The sequence below is a fragment of the Komagataeibacter xylinus genome, from assembly GCF_031081985.1.
Classification (GTDB): Bacteria; Pseudomonadota; Alphaproteobacteria; order Acetobacterales; family Acetobacteraceae; genus Komagataeibacter; species Komagataeibacter xylinus_E.
In genome coordinates this window covers 97,101-114,808 of record NZ_JARWSK010000001.1, presented here as the reverse complement: position 1 = coordinate 114,808, position 17,708 = coordinate 97,101, and the positions used below count along the sequence as shown (strand labels likewise).

Annotated in this window: 17 protein-coding genes and 2 pseudogenes; 6 read left to right on the top strand and 13 right to left on the bottom strand. The window is 60.0% G+C overall.

Annotated elements, in window-relative coordinates; translation table 11 throughout:
• Positions 1-4: 4 nt before the first annotated feature.
• From pstB to pstC, 3 genes are read right to left on the bottom strand one after another with little or no spacing between them, the layout of a single operon-like run.
• Positions 5-802 (bottom strand): phosphate ABC transporter ATP-binding protein PstB, encoded by a 798-nt coding sequence (gene pstB / locus QEG70_RS00560; protein ID WP_308718846.1) that lies wholly within the window; start codon positions 800-802, stop codon positions 5-7.
• Complete coding sequence (gene pstA / locus QEG70_RS00555; RefSeq protein ID WP_308718845.1) at positions 799-1,695, bottom strand: phosphate ABC transporter permease PstA; 897 nt, start codon at positions 1,693-1,695, stop codon at positions 799-801. Before pstA ends, pstB begins: the two co-directional genes overlap by 4 nt.
• Positions 1,696-1,709: 14 nt before the next feature.
• Complete coding sequence (pstC, locus tag QEG70_RS00550) at positions 1,710-2,687, bottom strand: phosphate ABC transporter permease subunit PstC (protein ID WP_308718844.1); 978 nt, start codon at positions 2,685-2,687, stop codon at positions 1,710-1,712.
• 262 nt (positions 2,688-2,949) lie between these two features.
• Here pstC and QEG70_RS00545 point away from each other — a divergent pair, with 262 nt between their 5' ends.
• From QEG70_RS00545 to ppk2, 3 genes are all read left to right on the top strand, one after another.
• The gene (locus tag QEG70_RS00545) at positions 2,950-3,177 is read left to right on the top strand and encodes a hypothetical protein (protein ID WP_308718843.1); all 228 of its coding nucleotides are present in this window, start codon (positions 2,950-2,952) and stop codon (positions 3,175-3,177) included.
• Positions 3,178-3,293: 116 nt separating this feature from the next.
• The gene (locus QEG70_RS00540; RefSeq protein ID WP_308718842.1) at positions 3,294-4,649 is read left to right on the top strand and encodes an inorganic phosphate transporter; all 1,356 of its coding nucleotides are present in this window, start codon (positions 3,294-3,296) and stop codon (positions 4,647-4,649) included.
• A 12-nt stretch (positions 4,650-4,661) separates the two neighbouring features.
• Positions 4,662-5,591, top strand: coding sequence for a polyphosphate kinase 2 (gene ppk2, locus QEG70_RS00535; RefSeq protein ID WP_308718841.1), 930 nt, complete (start codon positions 4,662-4,664; stop codon positions 5,589-5,591).
• A gap of 173 nt (positions 5,592-5,764) precedes the next feature.
• Here the strand turns inward: ppk2 and QEG70_RS00530 are convergent, their stop codons facing one another.
• The 8 genes and pseudogenes from QEG70_RS00530 to QEG70_RS00495 all read right to left on the bottom strand — a co-directional run bounded on the left by QEG70_RS00530 (position 5,765) and on the right by QEG70_RS00495 (position 10,498).
• Complete coding sequence (locus QEG70_RS00530; protein WP_308718840.1) at positions 5,765-6,565, bottom strand: SDR family NAD(P)-dependent oxidoreductase; 801 nt, start codon at positions 6,563-6,565, stop codon at positions 5,765-5,767.
• A gap of 69 nt (positions 6,566-6,634) precedes the next feature.
• Positions 6,635-6,793 (bottom strand): hypothetical protein, encoded by a 159-nt coding sequence (locus QEG70_RS00525; RefSeq protein ID WP_308718839.1) that lies wholly within the window; start codon positions 6,791-6,793, stop codon positions 6,635-6,637.
• 79 nt (positions 6,794-6,872) lie between these two features.
• Positions 6,873-8,219, bottom strand: a complete 1,347-nt coding sequence (locus QEG70_RS00520) for a sensor histidine kinase (protein WP_308718838.1) — start codon at positions 8,217-8,219, stop codon at positions 6,873-6,875.
• A complete protein-coding gene (locus QEG70_RS00515; protein WP_308718837.1) occupies positions 8,216-8,887 on the bottom strand; it encodes a response regulator transcription factor in 672 nt (223 codons plus the stop codon). The genes QEG70_RS00520 and QEG70_RS00515 overlap by 4 nt, the downstream gene beginning before the upstream one ends.
• Positions 8,887-9,081: pseudogene (locus QEG70_RS00510) on the bottom strand (efflux RND transporter permease subunit); the annotation flags it as partial. The gene QEG70_RS00515 and the pseudogene QEG70_RS00510, both read right to left, overlap by 1 nt.
• 134 nt (positions 9,082-9,215) lie before the next feature.
• A complete protein-coding gene (locus QEG70_RS00505) occupies positions 9,216-9,341 on the bottom strand; it encodes a hypothetical protein (RefSeq protein ID WP_308718836.1) in 126 nt (41 codons plus the stop codon).
• Positions 9,342-9,374: 33 nt separating this feature from the next.
• Entirely contained in the window at positions 9,375-9,851 is a 477-nt protein-coding gene (locus QEG70_RS00500; protein WP_308718835.1) for a hypothetical protein, read from the bottom strand.
• A gap of 182 nt (positions 9,852-10,033) precedes the next feature.
• On the bottom strand, positions 10,034-10,498 hold the full coding sequence (locus tag QEG70_RS00495) for a nuclear transport factor 2 family protein (RefSeq protein WP_308718834.1): 465 nt from the start codon (positions 10,496-10,498) through the stop codon (positions 10,034-10,036).
• Positions 10,499-10,594: 96 nt separating this feature from the next.
• Between QEG70_RS00495 and QEG70_RS00490 the strand changes: the two genes are divergently transcribed.
• Both QEG70_RS00490 and QEG70_RS00485 read left to right on the top strand, forming a co-directional pair.
• Complete coding sequence (locus QEG70_RS00490) at positions 10,595-11,536, top strand: GlxA family transcriptional regulator (protein WP_308718833.1); 942 nt, start codon at positions 10,595-10,597, stop codon at positions 11,534-11,536.
• 120 nt (positions 11,537-11,656) lie between these two features.
• Positions 11,657-11,812: pseudogene (locus QEG70_RS00485) on the top strand (EamA/RhaT family transporter); the annotation flags it as partial.
• A 458-nt stretch (positions 11,813-12,270) separates the two neighbouring features.
• On the opposite strand, the gene QEG70_RS00480 reads toward QEG70_RS00485, so the two are convergent.
• The gene (locus QEG70_RS00480; RefSeq protein ID WP_308718832.1) at positions 12,271-14,727 is read right to left on the bottom strand and encodes a TonB-dependent receptor plug domain-containing protein; all 2,457 of its coding nucleotides are present in this window, start codon (positions 14,725-14,727) and stop codon (positions 12,271-12,273) included.
• 377 nt (positions 14,728-15,104) lie between these two features.
• Here QEG70_RS00480 and QEG70_RS00475 point away from each other — a divergent pair, with 377 nt between their 5' ends.
• Positions 15,105-16,043, top strand: coding sequence for a LysR substrate-binding domain-containing protein (locus tag QEG70_RS00475; RefSeq protein WP_308718831.1), 939 nt, complete (start codon positions 15,105-15,107; stop codon positions 16,041-16,043).
• A 67-nt stretch (positions 16,044-16,110) separates the two neighbouring features.
• Here the strand turns inward: QEG70_RS00475 and QEG70_RS00470 are convergent, their stop codons facing one another.
• A complete protein-coding gene (locus QEG70_RS00470) occupies positions 16,111-17,562 on the bottom strand; it encodes an aspartate ammonia-lyase (RefSeq protein WP_308719417.1) in 1,452 nt (483 codons plus the stop codon).
• Between the last annotated feature and the right edge of the window lie 146 nt (positions 17,563-17,708).

The window sequence follows — 17,708 nt, the reverse complement described above, 5'->3', positions numbered from 1 at the left end:
GTCATCAACCGAAGCGGCCGGTAATGTAATCCTGGGTGCGCTTTTCATGTGGCGCGGTAAACATCTTGTCCGCCGTGTCCACTTCAACGAGTTCGCCCATATAGAAAAAGGCCACGCGATCCGCACAGCGGGCCGCCTGCTGGAGGTTATGGGTGACGATGGCAATCGAGAATTCCTGCTTGAGTTCATCAAGCAGTTCCTCGATCCGCGCCGTCGAGATCGGATCGAGCGCGCTGGTCGGTTCATCAAGCAGGATGATCTCGGGCCGGGTGGCAATGGTGCGCGCAATGCACAGGCGCTGCTGCTGGCCGCCAGACAGGGCTGCGGCGGAGGCATTGAGCCGGTCCTTGACCTCGCCCCACAGGGCCACGCGACGCAGCACGTTCTCCACGCGCTGGTCCATCTCGGCGCGTGAGAGGCGCTCATGCAGCCGCATGCCAAAGGCGATGTTGTCATAGATCGACATGGGGAACGGCGTTGGCTTCTGAAACACCATGCCAATGCGCGAGCGCAGCACGTTCACGTCAATACCGGGCGAGAGGATGTTGCGGCCATCAAACAGCACCTCCCCCATGGCGCGCTGGCCGGGATAGAGGTCATACATTCGGTTGAGGATGCGCAGCAGCGTTGACTTGCCACACCCCGAAGGCCCGATCATGCCGGTCACCTGCCGGGTGGGGAAATCAAGCGAGATGCCGCGCAGCGCGTGGTTCTCGCCATACCAGAAATCAAGGTTGCGAATGGCGATGGCCGGGGCCATCTGCGCCTGGGCGGGCCTGTTATCCATAAGAACGGTATTCATGATGATGCGGTTCCATTACGCGAGAGCCACCAGCGGGCGAAGATGTTGGTTGCCAGCACCGCAACCGTAATCAGCAGCGCGCCGGTCCAGGCCATCTGCACCCAGTCGTCATAGGCCGAACCGGCATATTGATAGATGGTAACAGGCAGGCTTGCCATCGGCGCGTTGAGGTTGGTGGACCAGTTCAGGTTGCCAAGAGAGGTAAAGAGCAGCGGCGCCGTCTCGCCCGAGATGCGGGCCAGGGCCAGCAAAATGCCGGTCATGATGCCGCCACGCGCCGCGCGCAGGCAGATGCTTACAATCACCCGCCAGCCCGGCGCGCCCAGCGCATAGGCGGCTTCACGCATGGCGCGGGGCACGAGGTGCAGCATGTCTTCGGTCGTGCGCACCACGATGGGAATGAACAGGATGGCCAGCGCCAGCGTGCCCGCCATGCCCGAGAAATGCCCCGCAGGCTCCACCACCACAAGATAGACGAACAGCCCGACAAGGATGGAAGGCACGGACAGCATCATGTCCGACACGAAGCGCACGAACGAGACAATTTTCCCGTCATGGCTGAATTCCGACAGGTAAATGCCGGTCAGCATGCCAACGGGCGTGCCGAGCAGGGCGGCAAGCAGGGTCTGTTCGCAACTGCCCACGATGGCGTTGGCAAGTCCCCCGCCACTGCCGGGCGCTGCCGTGCTGTGCAGGAAGGTTGAAAGCGACAGCCCTGCCGCGCCGCGCGTGACCAGTGTCCATAAAATCGAAAACAGCAGGAACAGGACAACCACGGTGGCGATGGAACACGCCACGTTGACCAGCCGCTCGACAATCCTGCGCCGCACGGCCTGTGCGCCACCGCGCTGCCACCCGTCCGTGGCCCCGGCCTGTACTTTCTGGGCTGACATGTAAGGCTACTTCCCTAGTTCTTTATGCCGCGCTGGAGAAACATGCGCGAGCAGGCCAAGGTAATGAATGAAATGACCATCAGGATCGCACCCAGCGCCAGCAGCGCCGAGAGCTTGAGGCTGCCGGCCGAACTTTCAGGAAATTCCAGCGCGATCAGCGAAGCGATGGTGTTGCCCGGCGCGAACAGCGACCAGCCCAGCCGGTTGCTGTTGCCGATCACGAAGGTCACGGCCATCGTCTCGCCCAGGGCGCGGCCCGTGCCCAGCATGATGCCACCCATCACCGCCTGCCGCGACCACGGCAGCACCACCTTGCGCATCACCTCCCACCGGGTTGCCCCAAGGCCAAAGGCGCTTTCCTTGAGCACGGCGGGGATGGACACGAACACATCGGCCATGACCGAACAGATGAAGGGCGTGACCATGATGGCCAGGATGAGGCCGCCGGTCAGCAGGCCCGTGCCATAGGGCGCGCCCCGGAACAGCAGCCCGATGCCCGGCACATGACCCAGGTAGCGCGTGGCCACGGGCTCGACATAATGCGCCATGAACGGCACCACGATGAAGAACCCCCACATGCCAAATATGATGGAGGGCACGGCGGCCAGAAGCTGCACGGCCATCCCGATGACGCGCGCAAGTGCCGGGGGCGCCATTTCAACCAGCCAGAACGCCACGCCAAAGGCGAAGGGCACGGCAAACACAAGGGCCACGACCGTGGTGACCAGCGTGCCGAAAATCGATGTCGCCGCGCCAAAATGGTGCGTGATGGGGTTCCACGCCTTGCTGGTGATGAATCCTGGCCCGAAGGTGGAAAAAGCCTGCCACCCACCGCTGACCAGCACGATGATGATGCCCGCCATGACCAGCAGGATGGACCACCCGGCCAAGCGTGCCAGCACGCCAAAGGCAATATCACCGGCATTGCCCCCTGCGTTGCGCCCGGAGGCAGCCGCCTCCTGGCCTGCTGTGGTGGATGACGCTTCCATCATGGAGTTCCTGATATGCATGACATGAGTGCAGCACTAAGCGAATTGACTGACTCGTGACAATAATAACATGCGGATTTTTTCATGAAGTTTTTATGACGCCTGCCATTACATGCATGTATGCCTGATATCTACTTGCGGCACGTCATATAAAGTTCACATATTTCAGGTTGAAGCCACCCGAAAAAATGCGGCATAGCACCCGCAACGGGCAGGCCGGCAAGGACGGCTCCGCCCCCTAAAAGGACAGGCAGGAACGAGCCTCATGTTTGAATCCAGCGTTATTGAAATTGATGGTGTGTTCATTGGCATCGTGTTTCAGGATGGCCCCGATGAACCCTATACCTTCCGCGCCATGCACGAACGCGTGACCCAGATGGATGGCGATATCCTCCCCTCCTATGAAGATGCGGTGGCCCGCGCGCGCACCCGCTTCCGCCTCGGGCGCTGCAAGCCTGCCCGCAACCTCGACACTGCCCGGCGCTATGCCTGAAAGCGGCATTCCATATTCATAAATATGAATATTATATTAAATAAGAATGAGTATTATTTATTTTAAGAAACTTTTTACTTAGACTGGCATGACAATAACTTCTGGTGTGTTGTTTCATGCTCCATTTTGCACCCTATTCAACTTTTTCCATCCTGGCGCTGATCGTATGCTTTGCGCTGGTGTGCGTATTCGAATTCGTCAACGGCTTTCATGATACGGCCAACGCGGTCGCCACCGTCATCTATACCAAATCGCTCAAGCCACGCACCGCCGTGATCTGGTCGGGGCTGATGAACTTCGTGGGCGTGGTGCTTGGTGGCATCAGCGTCGCCTACGGGCTGGTGGAACTGCTGCCTGCCGATGTGCTCTCGCCGCCCAATGGCGACCCGGCGGTGCCCATGCTCATTGCCCTGTTTGGCACGGCGCTGGCGTGGAACCTGTTTACCTGGTGGTTCGGCATCCCCAATTCCAGTTCGCACTGCGTCATTGGCGCGCTGATCGGCATTGCCATTGGCGATGCGCTGCTGCACACCCGCGCCATTGGCAACAGCGTTGACTGGTCACAGATCTGGAAGATCCTGCGCGCTCTGGCCATCTCGCCCCTGCTGGGGCTGATTGGCGCGGGCGGGCTGTATTTCATCCTCAGGCACCTGGTGCGTGACCCCGAACTGTATCAGCCGCCGCAGGGCGACAAGCCCACGCGCGGCTGGGTGCGCGGCCTGCTGATCCTGACCTGCACCGGCGTCAGCTTCTCGCACGGCAGCAATGACGGGCAGAAAAGCATCGGCCTCATCATGCTGACCATCATCGGCATCCTGCCCGCAACCTTTGCCCTCGCCCCCGACAGTAAGCCCCAGATCAGCCATATTGCCCAATACGCCACCGACGCGGTCCCGCTGATTACGCAATACGACCATGACGGCCTGCGCGATGAAGCCATTGCCTCGGTCAACCGCCTGGCCCAGACCACGCCCGATGCGGTCGTGCCCTCGCAGTTGCGCGCCGACCTGTATGAAGTCGTGGCCGGGCTGAAGGCTGTCTCGCTCAACACGCAGGCCTCGGCGCATGACCGCGCCAGCGCCAAAACCCTAAGCAACCAGATGCGCCCGGTAGTGGAATACGCGCCGTGGTGGGTGCGCCTGCTCAGCGCGCTGTGCCTGGGCATTGGCACCATGATTGGCTACAAGCGCATCGTACACACGCTGGGCGAGAAGATCGGCAACACGCACCTCACCCCCGCGCAGGGCGCCTCGGCCGAGCTGGTGGGCGCAGGCCTGATCGCAACGGCGGGCTATACCGGGCTGCCGGTCAGCACCACGCACATCATCACCGCCGGTATCGCGGGCACCATGCTCGGCTCGGGCTCGGGCATCAACCGGGGCATGCTGGTCAAGATCGCGCTGGCATGGGTCTTTACCCTGCCTGTCACCATCACCATCGCCGCCGGCCTGTTCTACGTGCTGAGCTGGTAAGGCGCACTGCAAATGGAAACGACACCTGACATGAACGACACCCGCAACGCCCCCAAAGCCCCGTCAGACCGCGACCGCCTGCGCGAGGAGGTGCTTGATGACATTGACGAGGAAATTGAACTCGAACTCGATGATGCCCGCCTCGGTTCGGAAAATGGGGCGGAAGACACCGGGTTCAGAAAAAACTACTTCCGCGAACTGCTGCGCCTGCAGGGCGAACTGGTCACGCTGCAGGACTGGGTGAAGGAGACCGGCCACCGCCTTGTCGTGATCTGTGAAGGGCGTGACGCGGCGGGCAAGGGCGGGGTGATCAAGCGCATTACCCAGCGCCTCAACCCGCGCATCTGCCGCGTGGCCGCCCTGCCCGCCCCCAATGACCGCGAGCGCACGCAGTGGTATTTCCAGCGTTACGTGGCCCACCTGCCCGCCGCAGGCGAGATCGTGCTGTTTGACCGGAGCTGGTACAACCGCGCAGGCGTCGAGCGCGTGATGAATTTCTGCACCGATGAGGAATATGACGAGTTCTTCCGCTCCGTGCCAGAATTCGAGCGCATGCTGGTGCGCAGCGGCATCCAGATTGTCAAATACTGGTTTTCCATTTCCGATGACGAGCAGGAACTGCGCTTCCGCGCCCGCATGGAAGACCCGCTGAAGCAGTGGAAACTTAGCCCGATGGACCTTGAAAGCCGCCGTCGCTGGGAATCCTACACCCTGGCCAAGGAAATCATGCTCGAACGCTCGAACATTGATGAAGCCCCCTGGTGGATCGTGCGCGCGGACAACAAGAAGAAAGCCCGCCTCAACTGCATCAGCCACCTGCTCTCGCAGGTGCCATACCATGAGGTTCAAAAACCCGAGGTGCGCCTGCCCGAGCGGGTTTACAGCCCGGACTACATTCGCCAGCCCGTGCCCGAGACCATGTTCGTGCCGGAGAAATACTGAAAATTTTTGGGTGCTGCCTTTTTTCAAAAAGGCGGCGTTCTTTGAAGCTTTTTGAAAAAAGCTTCACCAAAAACTTCTTTATGATTTCTGGATATTTTTTGGGCCGACTTTTCAAATAGTCTATAAAAATGCAGCCTTTAAATAAAAAAGGCTGCATTTTTATTGCGCTGGTTTTACAGGATGCCGCCTGCAATTGGCAGGTTGACGCCGGTCATGTAGCTGGAATCATCACCAAGCAGGAATTCCACCACGCCGGGAATTTCCTTTATGTCGCCATAGCGGCGCATCGGCACGGAATTGATCATCTGCTCGGCCACGACCTTGGGGTCGGTCGAGAAATACTGGCTGCCCGCCTTGGCCTGCAGTTCCACCTGCCGGTCCCACATGAAGCCGGGGCCCATGAAGGCCGGGCTGATGGCATTGACACGTATATTGTAAGGCGCCAGATCTTTCAATGCTGTCTGGGTCAGACCGACAATGGCGAATTTCGAGGCCCCGTAAGCCGCCATGTTCGGCGGCCCACCTACCCCCGCCATGCTGGCGGTGTTCACGATGCGGCCAAATTTGCGCGCGACCATATGGCGCGAGACTGCGCGCAGCACATGAAACGCGCCACACACATTGATGGTCATGACGCGGGCAAAATCCTCCACCGGGTAATCCTGCACCGGCGCGAAGGCCCCCTGATAGCCCGCATTGTTGAACAGGAAGTCGATCTGGCCAAAATCAGCCGCCACCCGGTCCACCACCGCCTGCACGCCCGCCGCATCCGTCACGTCACAGCCATAGCCGCGTGCCGTCACCCCGGCAGCCGCCACCGTGCGCACGGCCTCGTCAAGCTTGTCGCCCGCAAGGTCAAGCAGGGCGATGGCCGAGCCTGATGCCGCCAGGCGCTGCGCCGTGGCCAGGCCGATATTACCCGCAGCCCCTGTTACCAGCGTGACCCTGCCGCCAAAGCGTTTGCTGTCTGTCATGTGCCGTGCTTTCTCCGTTCATGCATTTGGCAGCACGGCATGGCCGTGCGTGCCGCTTCATGGCTCCCATCATATCGCGTTGGCTCCGCGCGGGTTCAACAGCTTTTTCAATGCTGTCCTGCCGGGCTGGTCCGCAACCCGCGCCGCAACCATGAAAACCGCCGGGCCATAGCCTCCCTCGCCAGCGGCGCGAAGGCTCATTTCAAAGCTCACGCGGTCACGTTTCATACCCACCTTATCGGGTTAATGATAATGGATTGCATTATTATATCGCGCATCAAAAGCCCGGTCCTGCCTGCCACGAGCTTCACGCCTCGCCTTTCACAATCGTGGCATCGGGAAAACGAACGGAAATGAGGAAGCCCCGCTCCCGTTGCGGCAGCGGAGAGACAATATGCAGTTCGGCATCCATCTGTCCGGCAATGTTACTGGCAATGGCAAGGCCGAGGCCACTGCCCTGCGTCGTGGTTGAACCGCGCACGAACGGGCTGGTCAGGCGCGTCAGGACAGGCCCCGGCAAGGGCGGGCAATCATTGGCAATGTCCACCGTGCCGTCATCGCGCAGGCTGATGCGTACGCAATCCGCCCCCGTGCTATGCAGCAGGGCGTTTTCAATCAGGTTCCGCAGCAGGATGCCGGTGGCATCCATGTCGCCATGGACAAAGATGCTTTGGGCATCGCCCACATCGATCTCCACGCGATGCATACCTTTTGCAGCATTGTCCATGTCATCAAGCAGAATATAAAGCACGGCCAGCAGGTCAAAACGCTCACGCCGGAACGCCACGCCGGACATGGCCCTTGAAAACTGCAACAGCTTTTCCACCGTCCGCCCCAGTTGCCGGGTGCGCCCGGCAATGACCTGCACGCGCGCTGTCATGGCCGAACCCGGCGCCAGGCTGGCTTCAAGCATCTGTATCTGTGCCTGCAGCCCTGCAATGGGGTTGCGCAGTTCGTGCGCGGCACTTGCCGCGAAGGCGCGCTCGGTGGCCAGCGCCTTTTCCAGGCGGTGCAGCAAGGTGTTGAGCGATGTCTGGATGGAAATGAGTTCCACCGGCAGGTCAAGCGGGGGCACGGGGCGCAGGTTGCCGCTGCCGCGTGACTGCATCTCGACAGTAAGCCGGTCGAGCGGCTGCAACGCGCGGCGCACCGTCAGGCGCACCAGCAGCCAGATAACCGGTATGAAGATGGGAATGGGCAGGAGGTGGATGATCATGGCCCGCCGGATTGCCCCATGCCGGTGGCGCATCGGCTCGCCAATCATCACCCGGTAGGATGTGGCATCGGGCCCCGCCACATAAACACGAAAGTGCTGCGTATCGGCAAAGCCTGCCTGCGCGGGCCATACAAAAGCCGCTACCGGCGCATTTTGCGAGCGCAGCACCACATGGCCCCCGGCATCCACGATCTGATAGGCCAGCGCCCATGCCCCCGCCCCCGGCACCACCGCAACCGTGCCGGTAGGGGCCGCATGAAGCTGGGTGACGACCGCGCTCTGCAACCGCTCGGACACCTCCTGCAGCGAGTTGTCCAGCCGCTCGATCATTTCATGGTGGGTGAAAAACCCGATGGCGACGCCAAGTGCGAGAAGGCTGATGATGACAACCGCCAGCACGCTGCTGATGATACGGTTGGCGAGGCTCCAGCTTTTCATACTGGCGTTCCCACAGCCAGGCAGTATCCGCGCCCCCGAACGGTGCGGATGGCCGCGTTGCCCACCTTCTTGCGCAGGCGGCTGATGAACACCTCGATCGTATTGCTCTCCACGTCATCGCCAAACGAATACAGGGCCGTCTCGATCTGGCTGCGCGAGTGGATCATGCCCGGCCTGCGCGACAGCAGTTCCATGATGGCCCATTCCCGCGCTGTCAGTTCAAGCGGTGCGCCATGGCGCCGCACCACGCGGTTCTGCCGGTCAATCGCAACATCGCCCACCCGCACGGGCAGCGCATGCTGGCGCGGCGCGAAACGCCGGGCGATGGCGGTGATACGGGCCACAAGTTCATCAAGGTCGTAGGGTTTGACGATATAGTCATCCGCCCCATCCGACAAGCCTGCAATGCGGTCGCTGATCTGGTCCTCGGCGGTGGTGATGAGCACGGCAATGTCAAGGCCGCGCGCCCTGACCGTGCGCAGCAGGTCGCGCCCGTTCCCATCAGGCAGGCCAAGATCGAGCAGCATGAAGTCATAGGCCACCGCCGCCAAAGCGGCGCGGGCCTCCTTGATGGTGGCAGACCAGTCCACCGCATGGCCTGCCTGCCGCACGCGCTCAAGCACCGCAGCCCCCAGATCGGCCTCGTCTTCCACAATGAGGATACGCATCAGTCCTGCTCCCTCTCGCGCATGACCCGCGCGTACAGTGATGGCAGCACCAGCAGGCTCAGCAATGTGGAGGAGACTAGCCCGCCAATGACCACGCTGGCCAGAGAGCGGTCCACCGCCGCTCCCCCACTTTTGGAGAACGCCGTGGGAAAGAACCCGAGGCTCGCCACAAACGCCGTAGCCATGACAGGACGGCTGCAAGCGCTGCCTGCATGCGCGCGGTTTTTCATGTGCCGGGGTTATTGGGAAAAATAAAGCTGTCCATCTCGTTCACGCCCATCGGGTCGATGATGCTGACCTTGACGGGCAAGGTAATGAGCTTCCCCACCTACTCGCTGGCAAGGACGGGGGCCACGACCGAGACCAGAACCTGCCGGGGCAAAATGTCGGGCACGGTCTCCACCGGCAGGCCCGTCAGCGCAAAGCATCCTGGTGCCAGCACAAGGCCAAGCACGCAAGCTCGGCCGGGCGCATGCAGGGCCAGCCTTCATGGAACAACCGGGCCGCCTGCCTTCATGCGGGCGGCCAGATCATCCCACATGCGCTGGGTGGCGAGGTTGATGTCGTTTGAAACCACAAAGGGCGACTGGCTGTGCGACAGGACGGACAGGCCCATCCGCTCACCGATCACGAACTGCCCGCGCGAGAACAGCATGACCGAAATCGACCCCTGCTGCCCCTGCCCGATGGGGCGGATCACCGATACCCGCAGGTGCGGGGCAGGCTGCGCGATCTTGAGAAAGGCCGCATTTACATCTGGCCCCGTAGGGCAGGCTACGCTGCGCAAGACCGCCTGGCGCAGGACGGAATGGGGATAACCGCCATACAATCCATCGACATGCAGCCTGATGCCCGCAGCCTGCCCTGTGCAGACCAGGTCCGTCTTCGCGGCTGCAGGCACGGTCCATGCCCACGCCACGAAGGAAGCCAGCAGAACCGGGAGATAACGTAGCTTTACGCGCATGATGGCCTGTCAGGCTCCCTCTGTCGATCAATGGTGCCGGGCACCGGTCAGGACAGGTTTAGGGCGCGAAGCTGACGTGAACCTGAACGCGGACCGACAGAAGGCACAATATGACGCCGGGCCCGACCGTGCGGGCATCAGCGAACCGGCCTTTGATCCGGACGGGCAGCCTGTGACAGGGGTTACAGCCCCAGAGCGGAAAGCCCCGGATGGTCATCCGGGCGGCGACCGCGTGGCCAGTGAAACAGCCGGTCGGGCGCCGTAATCGGCAGGTCATTGATTGACGCGAAGCGGGTACGCATCAGGCCGTTTGCATCGAATTCCCACAACTCGTTGCCATAGGAGCGAAACCATGCGCCCGTGGCATCATGCCACTCATAGGCGAAGCGGACAGCCATGCGATTATTGCGAAACCCCCAGAGTTCCTTGATCAGGCGGTACTCGTGTTCCCGGCTCCATTTGCGGGTCAGGAACGCGATGATGTCCTCACGCCCATGGATGAATTCCGTGCGGTTGCGCCACTGGCTGTCTGGCGTATAGGCTTGGGCCACATGCGTGGGGTCCTGGGTGTTCCAGGCATCTTCAGCAAGGCGGACCTTGAGGGCGGCGGTCTGTGCATCAAACGGCGGCAGGAGAGGACGGGACATGCAAAAACTCCTGTATTCAACATAAAACAAGCGTGTGGGATGAGTGTGGTTCCTGAACCGCATTGACGAAATGACAATGATCCCTCATTTCAGGCCATGACACGCTCCATCGGCTTTGTGCTCTATCCCGATTTCCAGTTGCTCGACGCTGCCGGGCCTGCCACGGCATTCGAACTTGCCGGGCGTATCAGCGGGCAGGACTACGCGCTCAGAATGCTGTCGCGCCATGGCGGGCTGGTGCTCTCCTCTGCCAAAATTGCCGTGCAGACCCTACCGCTCGATGCGGCAGACATGTTTGACACCCTCATTACCGTTGGCGGCGAAGGCCACGGCACGGCCATGCACTGCGCTGACCTGCGTGCCTTCCTTCAACACCACGGCAGCCGCACGCGCCGCATGTGCAGTGTGTGCTCCGGCGCATTCATGCTGGCCGCAGCAGGGCTGCTGCAGGGGCGGCGCGTGACCACGCATTGGCAGCAGGCGCAGAAATTCAGCCATATGTTTGCCGATATCAGCCTCGAGCCTGATGCCATCTTCATCCATGACGGGCCTGTCTGGACCTCGGCTGGCATCAGTGCGGGCATTGACCTTGCCCTGGCACTGATAACCCAGGACCATGGGGAAGATGTTGCCCGCCAGACAGCACGGCAGATGGTTGTGTTTTATCGCCGCCCGGGCGGGCAATCACAGTTTTCAGCCCTGCTGGACATGGAAGGGGGCGGCGCGCGGTTTGATGCCCTTCTGGGCTGGATACGGGCCCACCTGTCGCAACGCCTGACCATAGAGGTGCTGGCAGGGCGGATGGCCATGAGCCCGCGCCATTTTTCCCGCGCCTTTCAGGCCGCTGTCGGAACCAGTCCGGCAAAGGCGGTTGAACGGCTGCGCGTAGAGGCCGCGCATGAACGGATCGTGCATTCCACAATGCCAATCGAGGCTATCGCCATCACCACGGGATTTCATGACCCCGAGCGCATGCGGCGGGCATTCGTGCGGGTGTTCGGGTTGCCGCCACAGGCGATCCGTCGCGCGGCACGATGACCCCTGCTTGCCAGCCCGGCCAGGCCATGGGGAATAATCATCATGCTTCCCGACGGGGCAGGTGACCCTGGCCTTGAACCCGATGGCCGCATCCGGCACGGCGACAATTTTGTCGTCTGGTGGCTTTTGGTCATCGTGGGTTTTATTGGCGTGCTGATTGTGCTGCGGCCTGGCCTGCGTGCGCTCCCCTTCGGGCATCTGTCTGCGCTGATCTCGGCGGTTGCCAATGCCGTAGGCATTATTGCCTACCGGATGTCGGGGCGTAACACGCCGCGCTGATGGTGGCCCATGCAAGCTGGCCGCAGGGCTGCGCGTAAGCCCTTAAAAAACTGTTAAAAAACCACTCATTGATAAAAATGATAAAAGTTTTGGGTACCGCCTTTTTTTAAAAAGACGGCGTTCCTTGAAGCTTTTTGAAAAAAGCTTCACCAAAAACTTTCTTACCTGTCCCACAAAGATCGTCTGAACACCAAAAGCCGCGTGGCCACAACGGATATGCTCAGGTTTTGGGAATCTGACTGCTCAGGAATGCAAAAGCTGCCTTTGAAACATGCTGTTCCGCTCAAAAAAATGCCGCCTCTGAAAGGCGGCATATAGCAGCTTTTATGTTCTAGTTCATCTTGCAAACGTCATCCGGCAAATGGCCGGATCTGCCGGACCAACGCACAAGGCAGGGGCCATGAGACCCCTGCCCCGCCATGTATCAGATGCTCTTTGTGTTCTGACGCATTGGCTCAGAAATCGAGCGACGTCTTGACATAATACATGCCGCCATTGAACCCGTAGGGGGAATAGGACGCGTATTTGGCAAGGCCCTGCTGCGTGTTGGCAATGGAGGAGGAAACACGGGTCGGGTATTTGTTGCCCAGGTTGTTCGCACCGATGCCAATGGTCCAGCGTGGTACGGGCTTGTAGTCAACTTCCATGTTGGTAATGAAAGCCGGGTTCTGCTCGAACGGCACGGAACCCGGGCCCGTGGGGGCCGCCATGTAGGTAATGGAGCCATAGCGCATTTCCTGCACGAAGACCGACCACTTCTTGTACTGCCAGTTTACGCTGATCTGCTCGCGGTTTTTCGGTGCGGCGTGCAGCACCATTTCCTTGGTGTATTCGTTGACCAGGTTGCTCTTGCTCGAACGGATTTCGTTATCCGAGAAGTTGATGCCCATGGCAAAACGGAACTTGCCGTATCGGTGGGTATTGAGGGTGTAATCGGCAGTCAGGTCACCACCAAATGTCTGGGTATTATATAGGTTGGCATAGTAACTGAGCGACGTGACATTACCTAAACCATACACGTTACCCGACGTGACTGGAAAGCTCGCAGAACTGCCCAGACGGTCATTGATGGCGATGTAGTACAGGTTGCCCGCCAGGTGAAAACCATCCACAGGGTTTGCATCAATACCAATGGTATAGCTGCGTGAATACTCACCCTTCAGGGTGGTCGCGCCATAGGACTTGGCTAGCGCACTGGTGGATGGAAGCTGATCCACAACATAACCGGGATAGGGCGCCGAATAGAAATACGAAATCTCACCCAGCGTTGGCGGACGGTAGCCGGAATTGATGTTGGCACGGATGGCCCAGCGCTTGTTGAAGTTATAGCGCGTGCCGACCGAACCTGTCTCGACGGTTGCGAGGTTGCTGTAGTTGGCAACGCGGCCACCCAGGGTCCATTCCCACTTCTTCGTCACATAGAAATCAAGGTTGGCAAAACCTTCGTACACGTCACGGTCCGTGTTCGATACGGCCAGCGCCGGGTTACCGGGGTGATCGGTTGCACCCTGCCCACTCCACGAATTGGGCTCACCTTCAGTCATCTGGAAGGTATCATGACGGTATTCCGCACCGAAGCGCAGGTTGATGTCCTTGGGCAGCAGGCCGGTATGGAACGAACGTGACCCCCTGAGCCCTGTTGTCAGCTCGGTCGAGATCGACTTGCCATCATAAAAGGATGTCTGGGTCGGGTCGTATGCATATCCGCCGCCAGTCGCCAGCGAAGCGTTTTCGGAATCCTTGGTGCCGTATGTCTGCTGATCACGCCCGAACGTTACGTACGCATCCCATGCAAAGCCGAATTTGCGCGTACGGATGCCGTCATCGGTCTCGAAGTCGTACTGATCCATGGTAATATAGGGCTGGTTACCATTGGGGTAGAGCGACGGATTGATCCATATATCATTGCCGTTATTGGCGCGATAGGTTTCAGCCACATTGGCGCGACGGTGCGAGAAGGTGGACGTGCTGTAGAAGTTGAACCCATGCCCCAAGGGCACGGACATGTTTTCGCTCAGGGTTTCAAGCGTGCTCTTGGGCAGGCCCAGGCCACGCTGCACGTTACGGTCCGCCGTGGCGTTACGCGCGTCATTGAACAGGGTGCCATAGTAATCGCCGCCACGGGTGGTGGGCAACTGGTGGGTTACCTGTGCTGCAAGGTCTAGATAGCCGCCCTTGTTGCCCAGCGCCATGGCGTAGCTGGCCGAGCCATCAAGCGCCTGGCCGTCGCCCGCGTAATAGCCGCTGTTCTTGAAATTGACGGTGCCACCATGCGTATCGCGCTTGAGCACGATGTTGACCGCACCCGCAATGGCATCCTGCCCGTAAAGCGCGGAGGCCCCTTCGGTCACCACTTCGATATGATCGATCGCGGTAATGGGGATCAGCGAGATATCGGCCGGCTCACTACCCCAGTTGGTGCCCGCATTGGCGTTGAAGTTGGCGCCAATGTGGCGGCGATGGCCGTTGACCAGGATCAGCGTATCATCGGGCGACTGGCCGCGCAGCTGCATGGTCTGGACAAAGGAACTGGCACCACCACCGGGCAGGGCTGCGGTGGTGATGGCAGGGTTGGCCTGTGCCAGCGCGGAGAGTACATTGGTCTGGCCGGTCTTGAGCAGTTCAGCACCCGTTACGACCGTCACCTGCGTGGTGCTGTGCCGGGGCGTACTGGGGGAAAAGACGGAATTGGTCTGACGGCCGCCGACATGGATTTCTTCGGGGTGGCTTGATGCCTGAAGGGCTGCGGGCATGGCCTGCCGGGGGGCGGGCGCCTTTTTATCGGCAGCGATCCGGTAATGTTTTTGCGCCGACGAAACGGTAGCGGTCGCGGCTTCACCCGCAACCGGCATGAATGTGCCAAATGCCACCCCGGCCACCAGATATAACTTGCGCTTTGACAGGCCTGACATATGCCTCTCCCCCCTGAAACTCGACCGAAACGTTCCGTATGAATATGTGTAATGTTATGATGCGCGTTCGTTATGATTTGGCGTCATATGAATTATTGATATGTTCGGAATCCGGATTGGTTCTTACTTGCACATGACAAATTATATAACTGAAAACGCTCTTATTTTTCAGATGTGTTGCTTTTTTGCATAATAGTCTCAAGTATCAGAGGGCCTGCCGCATGCATGTCCGGGCGCGCCTGTAATGCGCACCTGCAGCAACCGTGCCGCGCCACCTTCCATATGCACCGGCTATGGCACAATATGTTGACAGTTAAAGAAAAGTCCCTAATGTCAAGGTTATAAATCCATAGCCCATAACATTTACGGAGCTCCCGTTGGATATACGCCGACTACAGGCTTTTATTAAGATTATCGATCTTGGCAGCATTTCGCGCGCGGCCGACCTGCTCAATATTGCCCAGCCTGCACTGAGCCAGCAGCTCGCCACACTTGAGAATGCTTTCAAGCAAAAGCTTGTCATCCGCAGCAAAAGCGGCGTAACCCCCACCACCGCCGGGGCGGAACTGTACCGGCACGCACAAACCCTGACCAAACAGTTCGACCGGGCAATGGTTGAAATCAGCCAAGGCGCCGGGCCGCTGGTGGGCAAGGTCTCGGTCGGGCTATCCCCCTACAGCGCGGGGTCCACGCTTTCGGTCAAGCTGCTGCAGCTCGTGCGCGAGCGCCTGCCCAATATTACCCTGCACCTGACCGAAAGCTTTGATGACATATACAGCGAACTGATCATGACCGGGCGGCTGGACATGGCCGTAATCCATGGTGCAGGCCCCATCAAGGGCGTTATTTTCACGCCGCTGATGAAGGAAGAATTCTTCCTGCTCGCGCCGCATGATCTGGAATTTCCCCAGAATGAAAAAGGGGCCGTACAACTCGCTGATATAGCCGACATTCCCCTGCTGCTGCCGCCCAAACATAATTTTGTCCGCAAGAGCGTGGACATGGCCTTCATACGCAAGCAGCTTGAACCCCGCATCGTGGCCGAAATCGAGGCGCTGATTACCCTGCAGGGCGCCATAGAACAGGGCATTGGCAGCACCATCCTGCCCTGGTCCGTTGCCAGCCGCATTGTCGTGCCGGGCAAGTCGCGCATCTTTCCGCTGCACAACCCCGTCATTCAGGAAGACGTTTCACTGTGCATTCCCGAGATCATTCCAGAAACCGAGGCGTCGGTGGCCGTGCGTGATCTGCTTATCGACCTCGCCAAGGCCATGGCCGCCTCGCATAACTGGCCGGGTGCCCAGCCTTTCGGCTAAAATACTGTTTGAAAACAACCGATTGATAAAAGTTTCCGGGCTGACTTTGCAAACGGTTCATCATGGTTCAGACCGGCACGCACCCGATATTGGGGCGGGTCAGCGCAGCAGGCTGCAACAGGGCCGCAAGCTGCTCGGGGGAAAGCAGTCGCGCCTCCTCGATCAGGTCCGTCACCTTGCGGTCTTCCGCCAGCGCGCGCTTGGCAAGGGTCGAACAGACATCATATCCCAGCACCGGCACCAGCGCGGTAATGATGCCGATATTAAGGTCAAACAGCGCCTGGCACCGCGCCCGATCAGCACAAATGCCGCTGATGCAGCGCGTGGTCAGGGTTTCGATGGCCGCGCGTAATGTCTTGATGGATGTAAACAGGCAATAGCCGATCATCGGTTCAAACGGATTAAGCTGCAACTGCCCGCCATCGGCGCACATGGTAATGGTCAGGTCATGGCCCGCCACCAGATACGCCACCTGATTGACCGCCTCGGGTATGACGGGATTGACCTTGCCCGGCATGATGGAAGACCCGGCCTGCACCGCAGGCAGCACGATTTCACCCAGGCCCGTGCGCGGCCCGCTTGAAAGCAGGCGCAGATCGCTGGACATTTTTGACAGTTTGAGCGCCAGGCGCTTGAGCGCGCCTGAAAACAGCACAAAAACCCCCACATCCGATGTCGCCTCGATCAGGTCGGGCGAACTGCTCATGGGCCGCCCGGTCAGGCTACGCAGCTCCGCCATGACCATGGGCGCATAACGCGGGTCGGTATTCAGCCCCGTGCCAATGGCGGTACCCCCAAGATTGACCTGCTCAAAGGCCGCCGCATGGGCCTTTATGCTCCTGATTTCATCCGCTACCGCCGTGCGGAACGCCCCGAATTCCTGCCCCAGCGTCATGGGCACGGCATCGCGCAACTGCGTGCGGCCAACCTTCAGGATCTTGTCAAATGCCTCCGCCTTTTCATCCAGCGCCGCATGTAGTCCCTCAAGGGCCACCAGCAGCGGATCAACCGCAAGCAGCAGGCCGAGGCGGAGCGAAGTGGGGTAAACATCATTGGTGGACTGCGCCATGTTGACATGGTCATTGGGGTGCAGCACGCCGTAGGCGCCCGGTTTTTCGCCCAGCAGCCCCAGGGCGACATTGGCAATGACCTCATTGGCGTTCATGTTTGTCGAGGTACCCGCCCCGCCCTGCATGGCATCCACCACAAACTGCGCATTATAGGCGGGATCTTGCAGGATGCGCTGGCAGGCAGCGTCAATGGCACCGGCACGCGTGGGGTCGAGATAGCCCAGCGCGAGATTGGCCCGCGCTGCTGCCTGCTTTACCACCACCAGCCCCTGCACCAGTTCGGCAAAACTGCCGATCGTGATGCCGCTTATGGGAAAGTTGTCCAGCGCGCGCTTGGTATGCACACCCCATAGCACGCCGGGCGGCAGCGTGACCTCGCCCAACAGGTCGCGCTCGACGCGGGGGCCGAACTGCCCATTCTCCGCTGCCGCAGGGGCCGCCTGCCCCATTGTGGTGCAGGTCGCGCTATCTCGCGCCGGAGCGGGCATATTAATCATTTCGGTCTATCCACATTAAGAATAATGCCGCGACGCAGGCGGAGAAAAACCGCACCACGCCTGTGTTCGCATGTCATGACACGACAGCAGGCCAGAAA

Bases quoted from the DNA above. Each gene is read 5' to 3' on its own strand.
- pstB (WP_308718846.1), bottom strand. From the start codon at position 802: ATGAATACCGTTCTTATGGATAACAGGCCCGCCCAGGCGCAGATGGCC.
- pstA (WP_308718845.1), bottom strand. From the start codon at position 1,695: ATGTCAGCCCAGAAAGTACAGGCCGGGGCCACGGACGGGTGGCAGCGC.
- pstC (WP_308718844.1), bottom strand. From the start codon at position 2,687: ATGATGGAAGCGTCATCCACCACAGCAGGCCAGGAGGCGGCTGCCTCC.
- QEG70_RS00545 (WP_308718843.1), top strand. From the start codon at position 2,950: ATGTTTGAATCCAGCGTTATTGAAATTGATGGTGTGTTCATTGGCATC.
- QEG70_RS00540 (WP_308718842.1), top strand. From the start codon at position 3,294: ATGCTCCATTTTGCACCCTATTCAACTTTTTCCATCCTGGCGCTGATC.
- ppk2 (WP_308718841.1), top strand. From the start codon at position 4,662: ATGGAAACGACACCTGACATGAACGACACCCGCAACGCCCCCAAAGCC.
- QEG70_RS00530 (WP_308718840.1), bottom strand. From the start codon at position 6,565: ATGACAGACAGCAAACGCTTTGGCGGCAGGGTCACGCTGGTAACAGGG.
- QEG70_RS00525 (WP_308718839.1), bottom strand. From the start codon at position 6,793: ATGAAACGTGACCGCGTGAGCTTTGAAATGAGCCTTCGCGCCGCTGGC.
- QEG70_RS00520 (WP_308718838.1), bottom strand. From the start codon at position 8,219: ATGAAAAGCTGGAGCCTCGCCAACCGTATCATCAGCAGCGTGCTGGCG.
- QEG70_RS00515 (WP_308718837.1), bottom strand. From the start codon at position 8,887: ATGCGTATCCTCATTGTGGAAGACGAGGCCGATCTGGGGGCTGCGGTG.
- QEG70_RS00500 (WP_308718835.1), bottom strand. From the start codon at position 9,851: ATGCGCGTAAAGCTACGTTATCTCCCGGTTCTGCTGGCTTCCTTCGTG.
- QEG70_RS00495 (WP_308718834.1), bottom strand. From the start codon at position 10,498: ATGTCCCGTCCTCTCCTGCCGCCGTTTGATGCACAGACCGCCGCCCTC.
- QEG70_RS00490 (WP_308718833.1), top strand. From the start codon at position 10,595: ATGACACGCTCCATCGGCTTTGTGCTCTATCCCGATTTCCAGTTGCTC.
- QEG70_RS00480 (WP_308718832.1), bottom strand. From the start codon at position 14,727: ATGTCAGGCCTGTCAAAGCGCAAGTTATATCTGGTGGCCGGGGTGGCA.
- QEG70_RS00470 (WP_308719417.1), bottom strand. From the start codon at position 17,562: ATGGGGCAGGCGGCCCCTGCGGCAGCGGAGAATGGGCAGTTCGGCCCC.